An 18,936-nucleotide genomic window follows, 5' to 3' on the forward strand; every position below is an offset into this window, starting at 1 on the left:
GCCGGCATGAATGGCAGTGGGAGTACTACCGTGGTCGACGAACCAGCAAGCAGTATTGCGTCAAGTGTGGCGAACGCCGCGTAAGGGGGATTTAAACACGAATGAACACCGGAAAATTCAAAGGTGGATTCTGTGACTGTTGGGCAGTTGGCAAAATTTTACCTAGCGGAGAAATCCGGAAAGTGTCACCAATCTGCTTCCGAAAACAAAATGCCGAACGCTATCTCTTAGGTTTACGAAACAAAAAGCCGTCAGAAACGTTTCGACTTTGTCACACAACTGGTTGGATGGAGGTATCGCGATGAAATTTTATGCAATCAAGAATGATGAGGGCAAATGGCTGACGTTTGGAGATAACTTCAAAATCGAGTGGAGCATTGACGCATATGCCTTCGTCGATAAGGAAATGGCTGATTACTACGCCGAGGAAAACGATGGAAACGTCGTTCCGCTGGTGGTTGTTGCGGATTCTGTAAAGACCAGTCAGGAGGTACCAAATGAATAAAGAAAAGTCCACATCCAGCGGCACTGGGTTTCTGGGGATGCTGACAATCCTGTTTATCGGCTTGAAACTCACCCATGTGATTGCTTGGAGCTGGTGGCTGGTATTACTTCCAGAATTGATACCTGTGACGCTTATCCTAATTGCCTTGGCGGCTCAAAAAATCGTGGAGGTGATGTCACGATGAAAAATGAAACTCGTTGGTGCATCTATGATCGCATCAAAAAAGGCTACATCAAAGTAGCCGACTCGCAAAAAGGCTACAAGCTCACCAAGAACATCATGGACGCGTTGACTTGGTCAGAACGCACCGACTTCAAGGGTTTGGCTCAAGCATACGAGCGCAAAGAAACTGAGTGGGAATGGCGGCCTCGACCAAACCGCCAACGGTTCCGCGTCACCTACGATGAAAAACACCCGCAGCATGTGACCCATGATGTGACGCTGCCAGTTGATAACCCACCACACATCAACGAAAACGGCTGGTTAGAAGTCGGCGGCGTGGCCACGAATGGGCACAATATCGAGAATATCGTGATCACACCAATCGGCTCGCCATATTACGACAAGACGTTTGGAGGCGGTGAGTGATGAAACGATTTGCGCAGGCACTTGGCCACGGAGTTGAGTTCAGCTGCATCCTCGTGGCAATCATCGGAACGATGTTTTATTACGATTCCGACTGGACGGTAATCTGGCTAACCGTTGCGCTCATCTTGTCGGCCTACTTCTTTTGGGGAGAAGGTGAGGAGTCATGAACCAAATCCTGTTTTTACATTTTGACCAGTTAATAACACAGATGGCCAAGGATGGTAGCTGGCAAGCGCTCAAGGAGCTGCGCGGCATGATCCGGACGTGGAAAGGCGTGAACACTGATTACCACGCTTATATGGCGCAATTACTTCTGGACATCAGCGATTCGCTGCCGAGAGGAGTGGGTGAATGATTGAACTCACAATTATGGGCGAACCTTTACCCCAGACCCGGCCCAGGTATGACGGCCGAGGCAAGTTTGTCCGCGTCTACTACGCCGATAAGTTTCTGGATTATCGCAAGTCCGTCGCCACCCAAGCGGCCAAGCAATACGAAGGTGATCCGCTTTGTGGCCCGTTGCGCATCGATGTGACAATTTTTCGACCGATGCAAAAATCTGGGTCAAAGGTGGTACACGCTAAAAAGCTCTCAGGGCTCATCAGGCCGGTTGAAAAGGGTGACGTGGATAATTACTTCAAATCGGTCACAGACCCGCTCACGGGCTTAATCTGGGTCGATGACGCGCAGATTGTCGAGGCTCACATCTCAAAGTTTTATAGTACAGATCCCCGCGTTGAAATCAAGGTTGAAGAAATCTAGGAGGAAACATCATGAACGAATTGAAAAACAACAGCATTACCGTTAAGGCTAACATCATGACCGCGACTGAAAAGACGGTCAACAAAGCCCAGGTCATGGAACTCAAGGTCCGCATCCCGGCCGATGAATTGGCGGGCAAACGTGACTTGTTGGCCGGTGCTTTAAAAGGAACGGCTCAACTTGTGCTCACCCCGGGACAAACTGAGCTATACCTAGACAAGCCCAGCAAGGAAGCCGATGGTCAGACCGAGATGATCGACAAGGACGGCAAGGTCAAGAACCCTGTGACCAAGCCGGCTGCCAAGAAATCAGCAAAGCCAAAAGTCACCGGCGAAACCAAAGCGGCCAAGGCTGCTGCAAATCCAGCACCAAAGAAAATGGCAGCTTCCAAGAACGCTGGCGTCGTCGATATCTCAACTGCTAAACAGGAGGCAAAGTAATGAAACAAGACAGCCTGATTATCTGGGTGCCATCCGTTGATGGATTCACCACTCTGAAGTTTGGTAACGTCACAGGGCTCACGGAAGACTACCAGCATCTCGTATTCGAATATGACGGCGTTTCGACTGGTGAGCATCGTTCTGCCACGTTTGAGACTGACAAAATCATGGGCTACGCGATCACGGAGGCAATCAAATGAGTTGGCAAGCAGTTGTGTTGATCGTTTTCGGCGGGTTTGTGATTCTAGCAGTGATCGCCATTATTGCCGTTTGGGCGATGTGGTCTAAGGCTTCCGATGCTATCAAGCACGAGATGATGGAGGACGACCATGGCGACAAGAAGTGAAATTCGGCGCAAACACCCAGATTGGAACGTGACAGGCCTAGCACCCATGAATCGCCTGATCAACTGCGCAGGTTGCGGAAAATTTATCGATTTTGGCCACGCATACACATCGCTCGAACAAACTGACGATAGTGGGGCTTTTGGACTTGGTGTCTGCGGCGATTGTTATGCCAAGGAGATTCGGAGAAAGCGAGATGAAGTGCATGGGTAAGAAGAAATCGGCGGTCAAGAAGAAGCGTCGTCGAATGATGCAGGCACGTCGGGACAACGAGGCTAAGATCAGTCTTGAAAAAGAGCGAGCAAGCTACGGCGGCAAATTGACATTTGATGAGCTACTGGACAAGACTTTGCACCCGTATGGCTAGACACAAAAATAGGCCACCTCGAAAGGCAGCCATTAAGATTAGCTCGACACCTAATCTTAGCACAAGGGGTGGCCAATGTGAGTGTGAAGTATACGGCGACGAGGTTTAGTTGGCTGGAGAGCTACTTGGCCAACGAGGAAGAAATTGCGAGTCTTGAGCTTAACAAGAAGCGGACTGAAATTGAATTACGTCGGTGGACGGATGGCGACCTGGCACATGTTCGGATCCAAAAAGGTTCGCATGGAGCAAAGGTCGAAGAAGCACTAGCTGAAATCAATGCAGCACTTGCCGAAGACAAAGAGTTGCAGGCAATCACGCTGGATCTCATCGAACGCTTTGACGGCCTCGAAAACACCATCCTGCGCCGCAAGTATGTGGATGGCATGAGCCTGATGGATATCGCCAACTGCGATGATATCGGCTACTCGTATTCGACCATCAAGCGAGTCCATGCCGAGCTCAAGCACACCCTCAAGTTCTTGGATAAGTGGGATGTGCCGGGCCCAGGAGATGTCACCGACGTGGTATCAAAAAAGTCTGACCGTGATGGTGCCGACACCTTGATTAAGCCGTGATATCTTAATAGCATCGAATGATTCAAAAACGCAGAGTAAATGCACGCATAGCGTGAAGCTTTTGGTTGGGACTGCCTGCTCGTCCAATCAGTGAACCGCTATTGTGCCAAGCAATTAGAACGGCAGAGGCATGGCGATTGGGGCGGCAATAGCCGTGTGTGGCCGTAGCTCAGTAGGCAGAGTCATAGTGTCGCGGGTTCGAGTCCCGTCGGCCACATTTTCGTGGCGGAAAACACGGCAAATTTCCACTTTCCTAAACTCTCCTAAGTTTGGAAAACTTATTTACAGGTCGGCGTTTTGTCACGGGGACGTCGATCATTGCCAGGCACCCCTTAACCTGGCGAACCTCCTTTTTAGGAAAACCCCAACCCAGCCGGCAGTTGGCGAGTAGCTGCTGCCGGTCATAAGCACGAACACGCGGTGCTGTGCTACATCACAAATCTGAAAGATTAGAGGTGCAGCCTCCTGCAATAACTCATAGCGTGCGAGTTTTATTCTAGCGGTAAGTCGGCGGAAAACGGCTGTCCACATAGGCGTCCAAGATTACTCTTGCGGCGCTATTTTATTGCAATCGCGGAGGTGTGGTGATGACCTGATGACACATGACAAAACACGACGTCTAGCGAAATTTTACAAGCTGACCGTGAAACAGCAAAAGGCGATTGTCTTGCTGTTTGATGGAAAGCTAACCAAGACAGAAATTGCCGATGCTGTCGGGGTCGCTCGGACTACACTTCCGGCATGGCATAAGCGACAAGATTTCCAAGATGGTATCGCTGAATACAACCGATACATGCTCGCCGGGTTAGGCGCTGAAGCCATTCGACAAATGGGGAGCTTGATGCGTGGCGCTCGTTCAGAAATGGTGCGATTTAACGCGGCACAATACATCATCGATAAAACCAACGTCGCCGATGATTTACAGGCAGCACTTGTTGAACGTGCTCAAGCCGAGGCTAAGATTGCCGCTGCTAAGGCTAAGGTCTACGAGGACGAGACCGATGATAGTGGCAGTTATGGTTTGATCGTCGATATTCCAAGAGAGGAGGCTGAGACCGATGGCGTGGCCAAAGGCAAGTGAAATCATAGCGCTGGCGTTCTGGCCACTCTACTGGGACGTGGTTGACCGGAAACACGATAACTACTGGCTGCCAGGTGGGCGTGGATCTACAAAGTCCAGTTTTGTTTCGCTGATCATCGTGCTTCAGATGATGCGCGACGAAAATGCCAACGCCATCGTTTTGCGGAAGCAACAGAGTGAATTGCGTGAAACAGTGTATGACCAGTACTTGTGGGCAATTGACGCTCTTGGCGCTGATACACTGTGGCACGCGTCTGTGTCACCGCTCAAGCTGACATACAAGCCAACTGGCCAGCAGATTCGTTTCAAAGGTGTCGATAAGCCTCGAAAAATCAAGTCGCAAAAGTTTCGTCATGGATACACGAAATTCATCCATTTCGAAGAATGTGACGAGTTTACTGACTTGCGAGAAATTCGGAACGTCAATCAGTCGCTCAAACGTGGTGGCAATGACATCGTTGATTTTTACAGCTTCAACCCACCGGCGTCCCTCAACAACTGGACAAATCAGGCTGTGATACAAGCGGGCTTGCGGGCTGACACGCTCGTCCACAAGTCCAACTACCTGACCGTGCCAAAGCAATGGCTGGGGAAAGGCTTCATCGCCGAAGCGGAACAGCTGAAGAAAGATAATCCTACTGCTTACGCTCACGAATATCTGGGCGAAATCACTGGGACTGGTGCTGAGGTCTTCACAAACTTGACACTGCGAGAAATCACTGACGAGGAAGTCGCATCGTTTGATCACACTCGACGCGGGCTCGACTTTGGGTTTGCTCGCGACCCACTGGCCTACATGCAGTTGAATTATGACCCGACATATCGTCGACTCTATATTTACGGCGAGATTTACAAGGTAGGACTGAGCAATCACAACGCGGTCGAGGCAATCAAGCACGCCAACCCTGACAATCTCGTGATCTATGCTGACTCCGCTGAGCCTCGCACCGTTTACGAGTTTCACGATGCCGGTCTCAATCTGTATGGTGCTCGCAAGGGCAAAGGCTCTCGTGAGTATGGTATGAAGTGGTTGCAGGACTTACGCGAGATCATCATTGACCCGATTCGATGCCCGAATGCTGCCCGCGAATTCAGTGGCTATGAGTTGGCCAGAGACTCAAACGGCGGCTTTAAGGCGGGCTTCCCAGATGGCAATGACCACACGATTGACTCGACCCGATATGGCGAACAAGACGACATGAAAAGAGGTGCGCGGTAACGAATGGAAATCGAAAGCCTTAAAAGATTACTCAAAAATACAGCGGCTGAGCACACGCACTTTGTAGAACAAAGTCAGAAAAGCCTCAGCTACTACAACAACAAAACCGATATCACCATTCGCAATGGTGGCGAGTCCAAGGTCAACAATGATGGTGCTGACAAAGATAAAGGCCCACTTCGTCGAGCTGATTATCGTGTCTCAAGCAACTTCCATCAGATTCTAGTCGACCAAAAAGCTGATTACTTGGCCAGTAAAGCGCCAAAGATCGATACCGGCATCGATGCAACCAATAAAGTTATTGATCAAGTGCTTGGTGATGACTTTGCCGCAACGCTTCAGGAGCTGTGTGTGGACGCGTCAAATTGTGGGGTTGCTTGGCTGCATGTTTGGCACGATGATGCTGCTAACAAAATTCGATATGCGCCTATCCCGCCTGACCAGGTTATCCCACTGTATGCAGGTGACACTGACCGCACGCTCTTAGGCGTCTGTCGCAAATACGCGCAGATTGACCCGGAGGACGGGACACAATACACCGCCATCGAATACTGGGACAAAACCACGGTCACAACTTATCGCATGGATCACGGCGATTATCAAAGCTTGCGTTTGCTCAAGCAGTTTGTACTAAGCGATGCCTCAACTGGTAACGAAACTGGTGATCCAACTGCCGTGCTTGAGCATGGTATGGGTGAAGTCCCTTTTATCCCATTTCGAAATGGCAAGTTTGAAAAGCCGGACCTACAGAAATACAAAGGTCATATCGATATTTATGACCAGGTGTACAACGGCTTTGCCAACGACTTGGCTGACGTCCAGCAGGTGATCCTTGTACTCACCAACTATGGTGCACAATCGCTCGATGAGTTTATGACCGAGCTCAAGGACAAAAAGGCTGTCAAACTCGATTCCACGATGCCTGATGATAAGAGTGGTTTGACCACACTAACCATCGACATTCCAACTGAGGCGCGCCAGGCAATGCTTGACCTCACCTTTGACGACATTTTTGTCTATGGCCAAGGGGTCAACCCAAAGCAACTCTCAGCCGGTACCAACACAACTGCTGTCGCGATCAAAATGCTGTATGGCCAGCTTGAGTTAAAGGCTGCGACAACAGAAACGTATTTCCGTCAAGGTGTCTCTCGACTTGTGCGCATGATCTTGCGTCGCTCTGGTGTGGCCAACGCTGATACCTGTGAGATAACGCAAACGTGGACGCGGTCACTCATCAGCAATGATCTGGAACGCGCAGACATCATCTCAAAGGTGGCTGATCACACTTCCCGCAAAGCCTTGGCTCAGGGGAATCCACTTGTTGAAGACGCTGAGCAAGAACTCAAAGATCAAGATGACGACACTGAGCACGAAGCAGAACAACAGGCTTTACACCCAGACCCATTCTCGAATCTCATGGGAGCTCAGCAGGCGGCACATGGAGCTGTGGACGGTTCCAAAGATGATGACGGGGATAAATCCTCACCCAACCGTAAAAAGGGCGTAGACGATGAATAGGCGCGATTACTGGCATGGCCGATATTTGCAGATTCGGGCGGCTAACGAGCTCAGCACTATCCGCTTTGAGCAGGAGATGGTGACGACAGTCGACGCCCTCAATACCAAAATCAATCAGGAACTGGTCAGCTGGTATAAGCGATACGCTCGCACTGCAAAGGTCGATTTTGGCACATCAGCGGAGATCCTCAAAAAAGCACGGACGGAGGGCTGGCATCAGACTATCGACGAGTTTCAGCGTTTGGCTGTCCAAGGTGGTCACACTGACGAGCTCGACATGGAGTACATCCGATCGCAAACAGCTCGCTTGGAGCAGTTACAGATTCAGCTTATTTCGGTGATTGCACCGATCATCCCAGAGCTCACCAACTCGATGAGCGATGAATTAATTGAGCAATATCGGTATCAGTACGAGCATGCGATGTATCTCAATGAGATGGCCAGCGGTAACACCGGCAACTTTGCAACGTTTGATAATGAGTCCCTCAAACTCGTGGTCGCACAACCGTGGGCAGGGGATGATTTCAGTCACCGAATCTGGCGAAACTTTCAGCAGGATTTGCCCAACATGCTGATGAAGACCTTATCGGAGAGCGTCGTGCTTGGCCGAAGCCCAAAACGCCTTGCTCATGAGCTGTCGATGACCCACAAGCAATTTACCGAGGCTAACCTGCATCGGCTGATAAACACCGAAATGGCACATATCGATGAGTCTGCAAATTATCAGGCACTGGTGGATGTCGATGCCGAATGGTACGAACACTTGGCCACGCTTGAGAGCCATACGTGCGAAATATGTGCCAAGCTTGACGGAAAACATTTCAAGATGAGTGAGCGAGCGGATGGCGTAAATTACGCACCAATCCATCCGCATTGCCGTTGTGACGAAGTGTACTGGGAACCAAACATGCCAGCAGTCGGCAAGCGCTGGTCACGTAATCCCGTTACTGGTAAACGCCAGATGGTTCCTGGCATCACGTTCACCGAATGGCGCAAACAATACGCAGCTTAATATCTCGCCCCAGACATGGCGTAAAAAGGTCTATTTTTAATGCCCGATCGCGGTCGTCCCGCGAAAAAATAACGGATGGGCGGAAAGGATTCATCATGACACGCGAAGAACTCAAAGCAATGGGGCTCAGTGATGAGCAGGTCGATCAAGTGATGGCATCACACGGCAAAGCAACTCAAAAACTACGTGATGCCAACAATAAACTCAGCCAACAACTCGACGAAGCAACAACCGGGTCGACTGAGCAGGCCACTCAAATTGATGACCTCAACAAGCAACTTAAGGCCGCTAACAAAAAGGCTGGCCAAGTGGATGATTTGTCCAAGCAATTGGAAGCAGCAAACGGCAAACTCAATCAGAGCACGCTGGATGCGGCAGTTAATGCTCAGCTTTCCAAGGCAAAGGTGCGCAATGCTAAAGCGGCGCGTGCCTTGCTAGATCCAGACTTGCTCAAGCTCGATAACGAGGGCAAGGCTCCAGACCTTACCGAACAAATTGCCGCACTCAAAGAAAGCGACGGCTATCTGTTTGACGAGGGCACCAAGAACAATTACAAACCTAACTCTGGCAAGGGCGGCACGCCTGATATGACTCAGGCAATGGTTGACGCATTTAAAGGCGGCGCCCCTGCTACCCCACCAGCAAAATAAGGAGATGTAACACATGGCAACATTAAACTACGCAGACGCGTATCAAGCAGCATTGCAACAAGCTTTTTATGATGGCCATCTTTTCAGTGCCAAGCTTTGGAATTCACCATCAAACAACGTTATTAAATTCGACGGGGCCAAGCACATCAAGGTACCACGTCTGACGATTGACGAGGGTCGTAAAGACCGCACTCGCCGCACAATCACTACCCCTGCGGCCAACTATTCCAACGATTGGGACTCTTACGAACTGACCAACGAACGTTATTGGAGCACTTTGGTTGATCCATCTGATATCGATGAATCCAACATGGTGATCAGCATTGCTAACATCACTAAGCAGTTTAACTTGGATGAAAAGATGCCTGAAATGGATCGCGAAATGTTCTCCAAGTTATACAGCGAAAAGGAAAAAGCTGCTGACGGCGGCATCACCACCGATACATTGACTGAGGACAATATCCTTGAAGCCTTTGATCAAATGATGGTCGATTTTGACGAACAACGCATCCCGTTGGCCGGCCGTGATCTTTGGGTAACTCCACAAATCAACCGGATGCTCAAGACTGCTGTGGCCAAGAACCGTACTCTGATTTTGACTGATACAGCCAACATCAAGCGCTCTGTATACAGCTTGGATGACGTTAATCTCAATGTTGTGCCATCCGACTTGATGCAGACTGCATTTGACTTCACCACTGGGTCCAAAGTAGTTTCTGATTCCAAACAAATTCAAATGTTCCTGATTTTCAACGGTGTTCAAATTGCGCCACAAAAGTACAGCTTCGTTGGGTTTGACGCTCCATCTGCTCAAAACTCCGGGAATTACTTGTACTACGAACAATCTTATGATGACGTTTTGCTCTTGAAGACCAAGACCAAAGGGATTTCGTTCGTCGTTGCAAATAAGCCAGCTGCGGCTGATTCTGGCACTGGTGCAGCGTCGGGGGAAGCCTAGCGCTGTCTGGCGTTAATGTGACGCCTACTCCAGACGGCGCTATCATCACAGCCAAGTAGGCAGGAGGATAGCAAATGGCAAAACTAGCAATTTTTAAAAAGGGTGAGTCCACGCCGTTGATCACTTCGGGTGACGACGGCAAAGCGACAATCACTGGCTTGGCTCCCGAAACTTCGGTTGCCGCCGGCGATTATCAAGCCGCGCTCACTGATGGTAAAACCTTTGGCGATAAGATTGATGTTCCGGGATTTACAGTCCTTAAGGCACCAAATCCAGCAATGGGAATCAAACTGCAAGCAACAATGTCGCTTAAGGTTGGTGACACGAAGAAACCAACACTTGCAGCCGATCCCGTCGACGCGGATGATGCTGAAGCTGTGGTTGCTGCTACGACATATAAGTCCAGCGATGAAGCTATTGCGACCGTTGCCACCGATGGCACAATCACTGCGGTGGCTGTTGGCTCAGCTACCATCACTGCGACAAGTGGCTCCTTTACTGGTGACTGTAAAGTTACTGTTGCCGCTGCAGCTTAGGGAGGTGGCTTAGATGGCTGATGATCGCAGAGCAGACTTGCTCAAAAAGGTCACCACTTTGGCCACGACACCTGAAGACATGAGTCAAGAGGCAGCCACTGCCACACTGAGCTTTGCGCTCGACAAAGTCATCGACGACGTTTGTGCCTACACCCATATCGACTGGGAGAAGCTCCCGACACAGCTCAACACGACTATCGTTTCGATGGTCTTGCACGCTGTGGCTGAGCTTGGACTCTTAGCATCGATTAATGGCGAATCAGGGCAGGTTTCCAGCCTTTCAGAGGGCGACGAGTCCGTTTCCTTCCTTTCACCGCTGGACGCGTTAGACAAGCTCTCTGGGGCAAATACGGTGACAGGTGATTTTCTCCGGGTGCTTAACACCTATCGGGTGGTCAAATGGTGAGCTTATCTTATGCATACAATCGCATGGCCAAGGTCAAGCACTTGCTGGACAACGTCAAAGTCACGATTTGGACGACGGGGACTGTCAAAGATGGCCCCTTTACCAAGCCGGGCAAGCCAGTGGCAATCGTCACTGACTACTCAGCAAGGGTCATTAAGGGCACGCTCAACACACAACAGCAGCGCGAATTTCTGCCTGACACTTATGACGCCATCTTGATCATCGACACTGGCATTGATATTCCGGCCGGTTGCACGATCGATGCGACTGACCTGGCAGGCCAAGTGACACACTACACGCGCGCTACTCGCGGTTATGCCGGCTATCATAGTCATCAAGAGGTGGCGATGGTCCTAGACGCAAAGGCAGGTGATCAACATGCCAAAATGGGCAACGGTTGACGATGAGCAGTTTCAGGCGTTTGCCGAGAGCTTGCATCGTGCTGCTGACGGCGGCTTCAAAGAAGCTGTTGAAAGTGAAATTGGCAAATCTGCTCAAATCATGCTCAAAGAGATCAAGGCGCGCACTCCGGTTGATTCTGGGATGTTGCGTCGGCGTTGGCGAATAAAGGCTGTGTCATATCAGGCACCGGCCTTTTTGCTTACTCTTACAAATTCGGCTGAGTATGCGAGCTTTGTCGAAAATGGTCACCGTCAAAAGGTCGGTCAATATGTCCCGGCAATCGGTAAGCAACTCAAAAAGCCGTGGGTTGATGGTCAATTTATGATGCGAGACGGCGTCATGGAGTCAATGCCTGACGTTCAAGACCGACTGGCGCAAGGTGTGGCCAAAGCAATCACTGAAATCTTCGGAGGTGACTAGATGGAAGATATGACAAAAGCAGTTGGTAGTCAGTTAGCTGTTTACTGGCCCGATTTGCTCATCTATAGCGAGAACATGCCCGACGACTTCTCGACGCCGTCCTTGTATGTGCATCGTATCGGCTTATCCCGGTCGCCAGCAAACGTTGGCACTCGCCAGAAACGGCGATACAGCTTTCAGGCGGTCTTTTTCCCTGACGAGGATAACGTCGGCAATATCAACGGGCAATTAGATGCTGCGGCTGAAATCTTTGCTGACAACCTTGAGGTGATCGGTGGCAAATACCGCGTCCAAAACTTGGAAATCAATGTTGATCGGGATGAGCAAGTCGTCCAGGCAACATTTGACCTAATTTTCCACGTCGAAATTGTCTTTGACCAGGTAAAACAACAATCTCTTGACTACACAGGAGGTCTAAAAGATGGCAACTAAATCAAAAGCACCTCAGTGGACTAAAGTCGAGTTATTATCGGCTGTTAATCTCACTGGGGCCGAGCGCGATGTCATGATGGTCGCGCTGAATGATGGAAAACTTTACACGATCGATGAGGCTAAGGCCGCGATCAAAAAGACTAAAGGAGGCTTGTACTAATGGCAGGCGGAACTTTTACAACGATGAGCAAGAAGCGCCCAGGCGCATACATCAATATCAATGCTCCACAAAAATCTGTGGGGTCCTCTGATGCGACCAGTGGGGTCGTATTTTTTATCAGCGGTGTTGGCACAGGTTGGGGTAAAAACGGTGTGATCAAGCTCAATGCCGGCTCCAACTTCAAGCAAGCAATCGGCGTGGATCCATATTCGGACCTCGCCGGCGTCAACGCATCTTCTACCGAAGACGGCGCAACAGTTTTGGTTGATGCTCAACTGGCGTCGACCATGATTGGCCTGCGTGAAACCCTTAAAGCCGCACAGACTGTGTTATTTTACAACGTAAACTCTGGTGCCAAGGCAACACTGACTGATGAAACTCTGCCATGGAGTATCACCGCCAAGTATCCTGGTACACGTGGCAATGACGTCCGCATCTCGGTGACCAAAAACGCAGCGTTAAGCGAAGGCCCAGCATCCGTCACGGTAACGACATATTTCGGTACCCAACAAGTCGATAGTCAATCGGTGGCCAAGGCGAGCGCTTTGGCATCAAACAATTATGCTGACTTTGCGGTGACTGAAGCAGCCACCAAAGATGATGGTGTAGCGTTGCTTGCGGCAATCACGAGTAGCACGACTCAATCCCTTACCGGTGGGACCACAGATGAATCCGCAACGGCTGACACTGACACGCTTATCAACGCGATGGAGACCCAGGACTTCAATACGATGGTCTCGGCGGGACAAGCTGATGACGCCGGCATCCATACCCTTCTGGTAACCACGGCCACTCGTTTGTGCGAAGAGGAAGGCCAAAAGGTTACGGCTGTCGTGCCAGCCACGATTGGGGCTGATAGCGAACACGTTATCGCAGTAGCAAACGCGGTCATCTTGTCAGACGGCACCGAACTCACTGTGAGCCAAACTTGCGGGTGGGTCGCTGGTATCGAAGCTGCTGCAGACGTGAACCAATCATTGACCTATACAGCTTACCCAGATGCAGTTGACGTGGCTAAGCGGTTGACGAACGACGAAACCGAAGATGCTTTGTCGAACGGTCAGTTGTTATTCACCGTTCGCCACGATGGTTCTGTGGTGATCGAGCAAGACATCAATTCTTTGCATAACTTCACGGCATCAAAGAGCGCCGACTTATCCAAAAACCGTGTGATGCGAGTATTGAACGATATCGCCAACAACACAAAGGATACCTTTGAAGCTAACTTCATCGGTAAGGTCAACAACGATGCGACCGGCCGAGATCTCTTTAAAGCCAACCGAGTGGAATATCTTACTCAATTAGCATCCATCGGTGCCATCCAACCATTTGAAGTGGACGACATCACGGTTGCGGCCGGAGATGAGCTTGACCAGGTCGTTGTGACCTTGGGCATCCAACCAGTGGACGCAATGGAAAAACTGTACATGACGGTGACAATTTAAGGAGGATGATCACACATGGTTAAAACTTTAGCGCCTGGGGATACGATCTCCAGCAAACAAGCAACCATCTTCGCAACGGTCAATGGTAAGAATATCAACATTATCGAATGTCAAGAACTGACTGCAAAGATTGAAAAGAACAAAGAACAAGTCCAAGCAATTGGCAGCATCTGGACTGGTCACAAGACTACCAGCCTTGAAGGTACTGGGTCCTTTAACCGGTATGTGGTGAACTCTACTTGGATTCAAGCACATCAAAGCTTGTTAGATGGTGGTGCAGACCTCTACTTTTCGATTAACGCGACCATTGAAGACAAGACTTCCAGCGTTGGCAAGCAAACTATCTTGATCAGTGGGGTCAACCTAGACGACATCAACTTGCTCAACCTAAGTTCTGATGATGGCTTGATTACCGATGAATCTGACTTCACGTTCGAAAACTGCAAGCTCATCACGCCGTTTACTGGTATCAAGGCTTAGTCACACAACTTCCAAAAGGAGAAATTACCATGGCAGAAAATAACAACATCGTATCTATTGACGCGTTCCTTCGAAAGAACGTTGCTTCGACCGAAACCCAAGAAGTCAAGTTTGACCGATTCGGGGCACCTTTCATGATCCAGTCTGTGTCTGAAGCGAAGGCAGATGCTTTGCGTAAACGGGCAACCACCAAGGTCAAGCAAAACGGCGCTTGGACAACTTCCACTAACACCAACTTATTCGTTGACTTGCTGGTTACTGAGGCCATCGTGGCTCCCGATTTAAATAACGCGCAGCTACAATCCGACTGGGGCACTCCAGGCAAACCAATCGATACCCTGAAGGCCATGCTTTTGGTCGGCGAATATGCTGAACTTGCCAAACAAGTGCAGTCCTTATCTGGATTTGAAACCGAAGACCTCGAAGAAACAGCTGACGAAGTAAAAAACTAGTCAGGGCCGGGAACGGTCCCGAATTTCAGTATTACTTTCATGCGATGTATGAATTTGGCTGGACTCCTCAAACTTGGGAGTCCTTTTCGTTTAGAGAAAAGGCCATGGTGATCGCGGGTATCAATATCCACTCCGAGGAAGAAGACAAGGCGCAGAAAGCAGCTGAGCGCAAAGCACGACGCGCTCGGCACTAGGAGGATGATATGGCAACAATTAGTACAACCATAGCCATCCAGGACCGCGTGACCTCTGTCCTCAACTCGATGGCTCGTGGCGCTGACAAGGTGGCTTCTGGATTCAGCAAAATTAAGCAATCGGCTAGTGGCAACTTAGGCAGTGGCTTCAAGGCACTTGGTTCCACTATCAATGATCTTGATGGCAAGATGCAAAAGTCATCAGGCTTGATGAAGTCAATGCTTGGCGCTAACCTGATTAGTTCTGGCATCACTACTGGCATTGGCGCGATTAAAAATGGCATCGTTGGATTGGGCAGCGATTTGAGCGAAGCGTCTGCTACCTGGCAAACGTTCCAGGGAAACATGTCAAACCTCAAAATGCCGCAAGCCCAAATCAATGGGACCAAGAAGCAATTGCAAGAATTTGCCCAAGCCACCATTTACTCAGCTAGTGACATGGCATCGACGTACTCACAGCTTGCCGCCGTGGGGACGAAAAATACCACACAACTGGTTAAAGGCTTTGGTGGCTTAGCGGCCGCCTCTGCCGAGCCGTCACAAGCGATGAAGACTTTGAGCCAGCAAGCTACACAGATGGCTGCAAAGCCTAAGGTCCAATGGGAAGACTTCAAGTTGATGCTTGAACAGTCTCCAGCCGGTATGGCTGCGGTGGCGAAAACGATGGGCGTAAGCACCGGCCAGATGATCAAAAACATCCAGGCCGGTAAGGTTGCGACATCCGACTTTTTCAACGCGGTTTCTAAGACTGGGACAAATGCCAATTTCACCAAGATGGCTACGCAATTTAAGACCGTTGGTCAAGCGGTCGACGGGTTGAAAGAAACTGTCACCAACAAGCTTCAAGGTGCGTTTGATCGCGCAAGCAAGGTTGGTATCAGCTTTGTTTCTGGCTTAGCTGACAAGATTCAGGCGGTCAATTTTGATGCCTTAGCAGATAAGGCAATGGCAGCCTTCACCAAAATCCAGCAGGCCGTTTCCACCTTTGCATCTGGCTTCAGCTCTACATTTGCGATGACGGATGTACAAGACGCTTTTGTTGGCGTCAAGTTGGCGATTGGCGATGTGATCAATGCTTTGGCGGGTGTCGATAAAGGTGCTTCACCAATGGAGGGGCTCAAGAAATTGGGTACCGAAGTCGGTCACGGCATAAGCATCGCGGCCAATGCTGTGCAAAAGCTGGCCAACTTTATCAGCTCGCTAGATCCCAGCACCATTCGCACAATCTTCTCGGTAGTCAAGAGCGGGCTGGTTGCTTTCGTTGCGTTTCGCGTTGCTGTTGCGGGTATCGCTAAGGCTTTCAAGGCTTGGGAAGCGGCCATGCAAGCTGTACAAACGGCTAAAAGCATCGCTGGGGCCTTTGGCTTGATCGAAAAGACCGCAAAGCCTGCCGCTGATGGTGCTGGTGCTATGGGCAAAGCCGCAGGTAAAAGTGCCGGCGATATGCTCAAACTTGGAGCTGCTGCTCTGATGGTTGGTGCTGGCTTGGCACTCGCCGCTGTTGGTATGGGCGTCTTAGCTTTCTCCGCGATCAAGCTTGCAGCGGCTGGCCCAGGTGCGGTCGTGACCATGTTGCTGATGGTTGCGGCGTTGGCTGGACTGATTGCAGTCGTGAGTGCTGTTGGTGCAGGACTTACTGCGGCTGGTCCGGGGATGTTGATGTTTGGTGGCGCTCTGATGATGATCGGTGCCGCGGTTTTGATCGCAGCTGCTGGTATTTTGGTGCTGTCAATGGCGCTTCCAGCTGTCGCTCAATATGGGACTGCCGCCGCTATAGGTCTCTTGGCTCTTGGCGGTGCGATGCTGGTCTTTGGACCTGGGGCAATCGTGGCCGCGGCAGGACTGGTGCTTTTGGGTGCTGGCTTACTAGTCGTAGGTGCTGCGGTCATCGTTGCGGCTGTTGGAGTGCTTGCCTTGGGAGCAGGAATGCTCTTACTTGGCGCTGGCACGCTGGTGGTTGCAGCGGGTATGACGATTCTGGCGGCTGTCTTTCCGTTGATTGCATCATCAATCATGGGGGTAGCTGGTGGATTTGCACTCACGGCGGCGTCGCTGGTGCTATTAGCGCCAACGGCTTTGCTCGCGGCAGTTGCAGTTGCCGCCCTTGGTGCGGGCCTCCTGATCATGGGTGCCGGTGCACTCGTGGCAGGCGTTGGCTTGCTTGTGCTTAGCGCGCCACTGATGCTGATAGCTGCCTTCGGACAAGCCGCAGCACTTGGCTTTGTTGCCATGGCTGGAGCACTCATACTCTTTACGCCGGCGGCTCTGCTTGCTGGTGCCGCATCGGTGGTACTGGGTGCAGGACTGGTCGTTCTTTCGGCCGCGGTAATTATCGTTTCCGTCGGACTTACGGCCATGGCTTTGGCTATGACTTTGCTGAGTGCAGCGACGATGGTTGTTGCGCTAGGGATGACAATGCTTGCGGTCACACTGCCGATAATTGCAGCGACAGTAATGACGGTAGCGGCTGGCTTCAGTCTGATGACAGCATCGCTTCTGGTGCTTGCACCTATGGCTGCACTTGCGGCCGCCGCTGTCACCGCACTTGGTATCGGCTTAGTTGCTCTTGGCGCTGGTGCTTTAATCGCTGGAGCGGGAGCGGTGGTACTTGGAGGAGGCTTAGTTGTTGTTGCGGCCGGACTTGGTCTGGTAGCTGTAGCAGCTGCCGCGACTGGTGCTGGCTTGATAGCATTGGGCGCAGGTGTTCGTTCTGTGGCCGCAGCGTTTGTTGCAGCTGGTTCGATGATTGTGTCGGCCATCTCTGGTGCAATGCGTAATGTGATTTCGGCGGTACGCACAGGTATTAGTAATGCTGTCTCGGCGGCGAAGTCATTCGGTAGCGCGTTGGTCTCTGTTGGTGTTGATCTCATCAAAGGCTTGATCTCTGGGATTAAGTCAATGGTAGGTAACGCAATCTCAGCAGTCGAGGGTGCGGTCAAAGGCGTCGTTGCAAAAGCTAAGTCTTTGCTGCATATTGGCTCGCCATCCAAGCTCTTTAAAAAGTTTGGGCGGTGGACCCTCGAAGGCTACACAATCGGTGTCAATGATCGAGCTGAACAGTCTGCGAACGCGATGGGTAATGCAATGGCTGGCGTCGTTGACGCCGGTAGTGGCATGACCATTGCAGGTCCGTCAGTCATCAGCAGTGATCCGATTGCGGCCGTGTCTGCTGATATGCGGGCTATGGCCACTGTGGCACAACCTAGTCTGGGTGTGACTGGTCCAACTATGGACAGTCAGAATCCGGCGAAAGCAGCGGCGCAAGATGTGGCAGCGATGCAGTCTGTCACTGGTAACGCGGCAACTTTATCGGGTCCCGTTGTTGCGAGTGTAGATCCTGCCGCTACCGTAGCCAAGGACTATGCCTCGATGAATGCAGTGAAACAACCAGCATTGACAGTTGCTGGTCCGGCCGTGACAAGTAGCAACCCGGCGGTTTCAGTTGCTAGTGATATGTCTGCCATGAAGCAGGCCAGTCAAGGCAATATCGGAACCGTGCAAGGCCCATCTGTAAAAAGCATGGGCCTTGGCGACCGTTTGGCGACCGGCTTTGATCATGCGGCAACCGCTGTTGGCAACATCAAGGACGCACTGGCTTCATTACCTACTAAGGCTGCTGTGGCTATTCAAGGCAACTTTGGTGGCTGGGGTGCGACCCCGTCACTCGCTACGGATACACCGATGATGACCGCGCCGGCCATGAATGTCCAAATGCCGTCGCCGACTGTTGACGTGATGACTGTACCATCCAAGCCGATGGACACGCCGACGACTGGATTTGTCCAAAGCAGTCCAGAAGTCACAAGCGCACCAGTTAACTTGTCTGCAGGTGGCAACACGACGAGCACGACAAATCATTCTGAAACTCACACAGTCAACGTGGAGGCTGGTGCGATCAAAATCATCGCTGACAAGGACACACCGATTGAAGAAATTGTCCAAGCGTTTGAGGACTACCTTAAGAAGCGCGCGGCTCAACAATTATAGAAA

General features: G+C 50.9%; 27 protein-coding genes and 1 tRNA gene. All 28 read left to right on the forward strand.

All coding sequences use genetic code 11. From position 1 onward, the window contains the following. The first annotated feature begins 301 nt into the window (after window positions 1-301). The 28 genes from ACKTSG_RS07515 to ACKTSG_RS07650 all read left to right on the forward strand — a co-directional run bounded on the left by ACKTSG_RS07515 (window position 302) and on the right by ACKTSG_RS07650 (window position 18,933). Window positions 302-505 carry a hypothetical protein gene (locus tag ACKTSG_RS07515; protein WP_407893480.1) on the forward strand — a complete coding sequence of 68 codons (204 nt, stop codon included), beginning with the start codon at window positions 302-304 and terminating at the stop codon, window positions 503-505. Further along, window positions 498-689, forward strand: coding sequence for a hypothetical protein (locus tag ACKTSG_RS07520; protein WP_407893482.1), 192 nt, complete (start codon window positions 498-500; stop codon window positions 687-689). Before ACKTSG_RS07515 ends, ACKTSG_RS07520 begins: the two co-directional genes overlap by 8 nt. Next, entirely contained in the window at window positions 686-1,093 is a 408-nt protein-coding gene (locus tag ACKTSG_RS07525) for a hypothetical protein (RefSeq protein WP_407893484.1), read from the forward strand. Before ACKTSG_RS07520 ends, ACKTSG_RS07525 begins: the two co-directional genes overlap by 4 nt. Then, window positions 1,093-1,260: a hypothetical protein gene (locus ACKTSG_RS07530; RefSeq protein WP_407893486.1), complete on the forward strand. Its 168-nt coding sequence runs from the start codon at window positions 1,093-1,095 to the stop codon at window positions 1,258-1,260. Before ACKTSG_RS07525 ends, ACKTSG_RS07530 begins: the two co-directional genes overlap by 1 nt. After that, window positions 1,257-1,448: a hypothetical protein gene (locus ACKTSG_RS07535; RefSeq protein ID WP_407893488.1), complete on the forward strand. Its 192-nt coding sequence runs from the start codon at window positions 1,257-1,259 to the stop codon at window positions 1,446-1,448. The genes ACKTSG_RS07530 and ACKTSG_RS07535 overlap by 4 nt, the downstream gene beginning before the upstream one ends. After that, window positions 1,445-1,855, forward strand: coding sequence for a RusA family crossover junction endodeoxyribonuclease (locus ACKTSG_RS07540; RefSeq protein ID WP_407893490.1), 411 nt, complete (start codon window positions 1,445-1,447; stop codon window positions 1,853-1,855). Before ACKTSG_RS07535 ends, ACKTSG_RS07540 begins: the two co-directional genes overlap by 4 nt. Before the next feature lie 11 nt (window positions 1,856-1,866). After that, window positions 1,867-2,295: a hypothetical protein gene (locus tag ACKTSG_RS07545; RefSeq protein ID WP_407893491.1), complete on the forward strand. Its 429-nt coding sequence runs from the start codon at window positions 1,867-1,869 to the stop codon at window positions 2,293-2,295. After that, window positions 2,295-2,495, forward strand: a complete 201-nt coding sequence (locus ACKTSG_RS07550; protein ID WP_407893493.1) for a hypothetical protein — start codon at window positions 2,295-2,297, stop codon at window positions 2,493-2,495. The genes ACKTSG_RS07545 and ACKTSG_RS07550 overlap by 1 nt, the downstream gene beginning before the upstream one ends. Further along, window positions 2,492-2,641, forward strand: a complete 150-nt coding sequence (locus tag ACKTSG_RS07555) for a hypothetical protein (protein ID WP_407893495.1) — start codon at window positions 2,492-2,494, stop codon at window positions 2,639-2,641. Before ACKTSG_RS07550 ends, ACKTSG_RS07555 begins: the two co-directional genes overlap by 4 nt. 203 nt (window positions 2,642-2,844) lie before the next feature. Continuing rightward, window positions 2,845-3,006: a hypothetical protein gene (locus ACKTSG_RS07560; RefSeq protein WP_407893497.1), complete on the forward strand. Its 162-nt coding sequence runs from the start codon at window positions 2,845-2,847 to the stop codon at window positions 3,004-3,006. Window positions 3,007-3,083: 77 nt separating this feature from the next. Further along, on the forward strand, window positions 3,084-3,581 hold the full coding sequence (locus ACKTSG_RS07565; RefSeq protein ID WP_407893499.1) for a hypothetical protein: 498 nt from the start codon (window positions 3,084-3,086) through the stop codon (window positions 3,579-3,581). Window positions 3,582-3,739: 158 nt separating this feature from the next. Beyond that, window positions 3,740-3,798, forward strand: a tRNA-OTHER gene (locus ACKTSG_RS07570). A gap of 378 nt (window positions 3,799-4,176) precedes the next feature. Next, window positions 4,177-4,662 (forward strand): phBC6A51 family helix-turn-helix protein, encoded by a 486-nt coding sequence (locus ACKTSG_RS07575; protein ID WP_407893500.1) that lies wholly within the window; start codon window positions 4,177-4,179, stop codon window positions 4,660-4,662. Continuing rightward, window positions 4,640-5,881, forward strand: coding sequence for a PBSX family phage terminase large subunit (locus tag ACKTSG_RS07580; RefSeq protein ID WP_407893502.1), 1,242 nt, complete (start codon window positions 4,640-4,642; stop codon window positions 5,879-5,881). The genes ACKTSG_RS07575 and ACKTSG_RS07580 overlap by 23 nt, the downstream gene beginning before the upstream one ends. Before the next feature lie 3 nt (window positions 5,882-5,884). Continuing rightward, the gene (locus ACKTSG_RS07585) at window positions 5,885-7,399 is read left to right on the forward strand and encodes a phage portal protein (RefSeq protein ID WP_407893504.1); all 1,515 of its coding nucleotides are present in this window, start codon (window positions 5,885-5,887) and stop codon (window positions 7,397-7,399) included. Continuing rightward, a complete protein-coding gene (locus tag ACKTSG_RS07590; protein ID WP_407893506.1) occupies window positions 7,392-8,411 on the forward strand; it encodes a minor capsid protein in 1,020 nt (339 codons plus the stop codon). The genes ACKTSG_RS07585 and ACKTSG_RS07590 overlap by 8 nt, the downstream gene beginning before the upstream one ends. Before the next feature lie 95 nt (window positions 8,412-8,506). Then, window positions 8,507-9,061 (forward strand): phage scaffolding protein, encoded by a 555-nt coding sequence (locus ACKTSG_RS07595; protein WP_407893507.1) that lies wholly within the window; start codon window positions 8,507-8,509, stop codon window positions 9,059-9,061. A gap of 13 nt (window positions 9,062-9,074) precedes the next feature. Then, the gene (locus tag ACKTSG_RS07600) at window positions 9,075-10,019 is read left to right on the forward strand and encodes a capsid protein (RefSeq protein ID WP_407893508.1); all 945 of its coding nucleotides are present in this window, start codon (window positions 9,075-9,077) and stop codon (window positions 10,017-10,019) included. Window positions 10,020-10,093: 74 nt separating this feature from the next. Next, window positions 10,094-10,555, forward strand: a complete 462-nt coding sequence (locus ACKTSG_RS07605; protein ID WP_407893510.1) for an Ig-like domain-containing protein — start codon at window positions 10,094-10,096, stop codon at window positions 10,553-10,555. Between the two features lie 13 nt (window positions 10,556-10,568). Next, entirely contained in the window at window positions 10,569-10,961 is a 393-nt protein-coding gene (locus ACKTSG_RS07610; RefSeq protein ID WP_407893511.1) for a head-tail connector protein, read from the forward strand. Beyond that, window positions 10,955-11,362 (forward strand): hypothetical protein, encoded by a 408-nt coding sequence (locus tag ACKTSG_RS07615; protein ID WP_407893513.1) that lies wholly within the window; start codon window positions 10,955-10,957, stop codon window positions 11,360-11,362. Before ACKTSG_RS07610 ends, ACKTSG_RS07615 begins: the two co-directional genes overlap by 7 nt. Next, entirely contained in the window at window positions 11,340-11,783 is a 444-nt protein-coding gene (locus tag ACKTSG_RS07620) for an HK97 gp10 family phage protein (protein ID WP_407893515.1), read from the forward strand. Before ACKTSG_RS07615 ends, ACKTSG_RS07620 begins: the two co-directional genes overlap by 23 nt. Continuing rightward, on the forward strand, window positions 11,784-12,215 hold the full coding sequence (locus ACKTSG_RS07625) for a phage tail terminator family protein (RefSeq protein WP_407893517.1): 432 nt from the start codon (window positions 11,784-11,786) through the stop codon (window positions 12,213-12,215). Then, window positions 12,205-12,375 (forward strand): hypothetical protein, encoded by a 171-nt coding sequence (locus tag ACKTSG_RS07630; RefSeq protein ID WP_407893519.1) that lies wholly within the window; start codon window positions 12,205-12,207, stop codon window positions 12,373-12,375. The genes ACKTSG_RS07625 and ACKTSG_RS07630 overlap by 11 nt, the downstream gene beginning before the upstream one ends. Then, a complete protein-coding gene (locus tag ACKTSG_RS07635; RefSeq protein WP_407893521.1) occupies window positions 12,375-13,820 on the forward strand; it encodes a phage tail sheath family protein in 1,446 nt (481 codons plus the stop codon). The genes ACKTSG_RS07630 and ACKTSG_RS07635 overlap by 1 nt, the downstream gene beginning before the upstream one ends. A gap of 15 nt (window positions 13,821-13,835) precedes the next feature. After that, window positions 13,836-14,300: a phage tail tube protein gene (locus tag ACKTSG_RS07640; RefSeq protein WP_407893523.1), complete on the forward strand. Its 465-nt coding sequence runs from the start codon at window positions 13,836-13,838 to the stop codon at window positions 14,298-14,300. A 29-nt stretch (window positions 14,301-14,329) separates the two neighbouring features. Further along, window positions 14,330-14,752 (forward strand): phage tail assembly chaperone, encoded by a 423-nt coding sequence (locus tag ACKTSG_RS07645; protein WP_407893524.1) that lies wholly within the window; start codon window positions 14,330-14,332, stop codon window positions 14,750-14,752. A gap of 203 nt (window positions 14,753-14,955) precedes the next feature. After that, entirely contained in the window at window positions 14,956-18,933 is a 3,978-nt protein-coding gene (locus tag ACKTSG_RS07650) for a tape measure protein (protein WP_407893526.1), read from the forward strand. The last annotated feature ends 3 nt before the right edge of the window (window positions 18,934-18,936 follow it).

This window comes from Lacticaseibacillus salsurae, from assembly GCF_045862175.1.
GTDB classification, from domain to species: Bacteria; Bacillota; Bacilli; order Lactobacillales; family Lactobacillaceae; genus Lacticaseibacillus; species Lacticaseibacillus salsurae.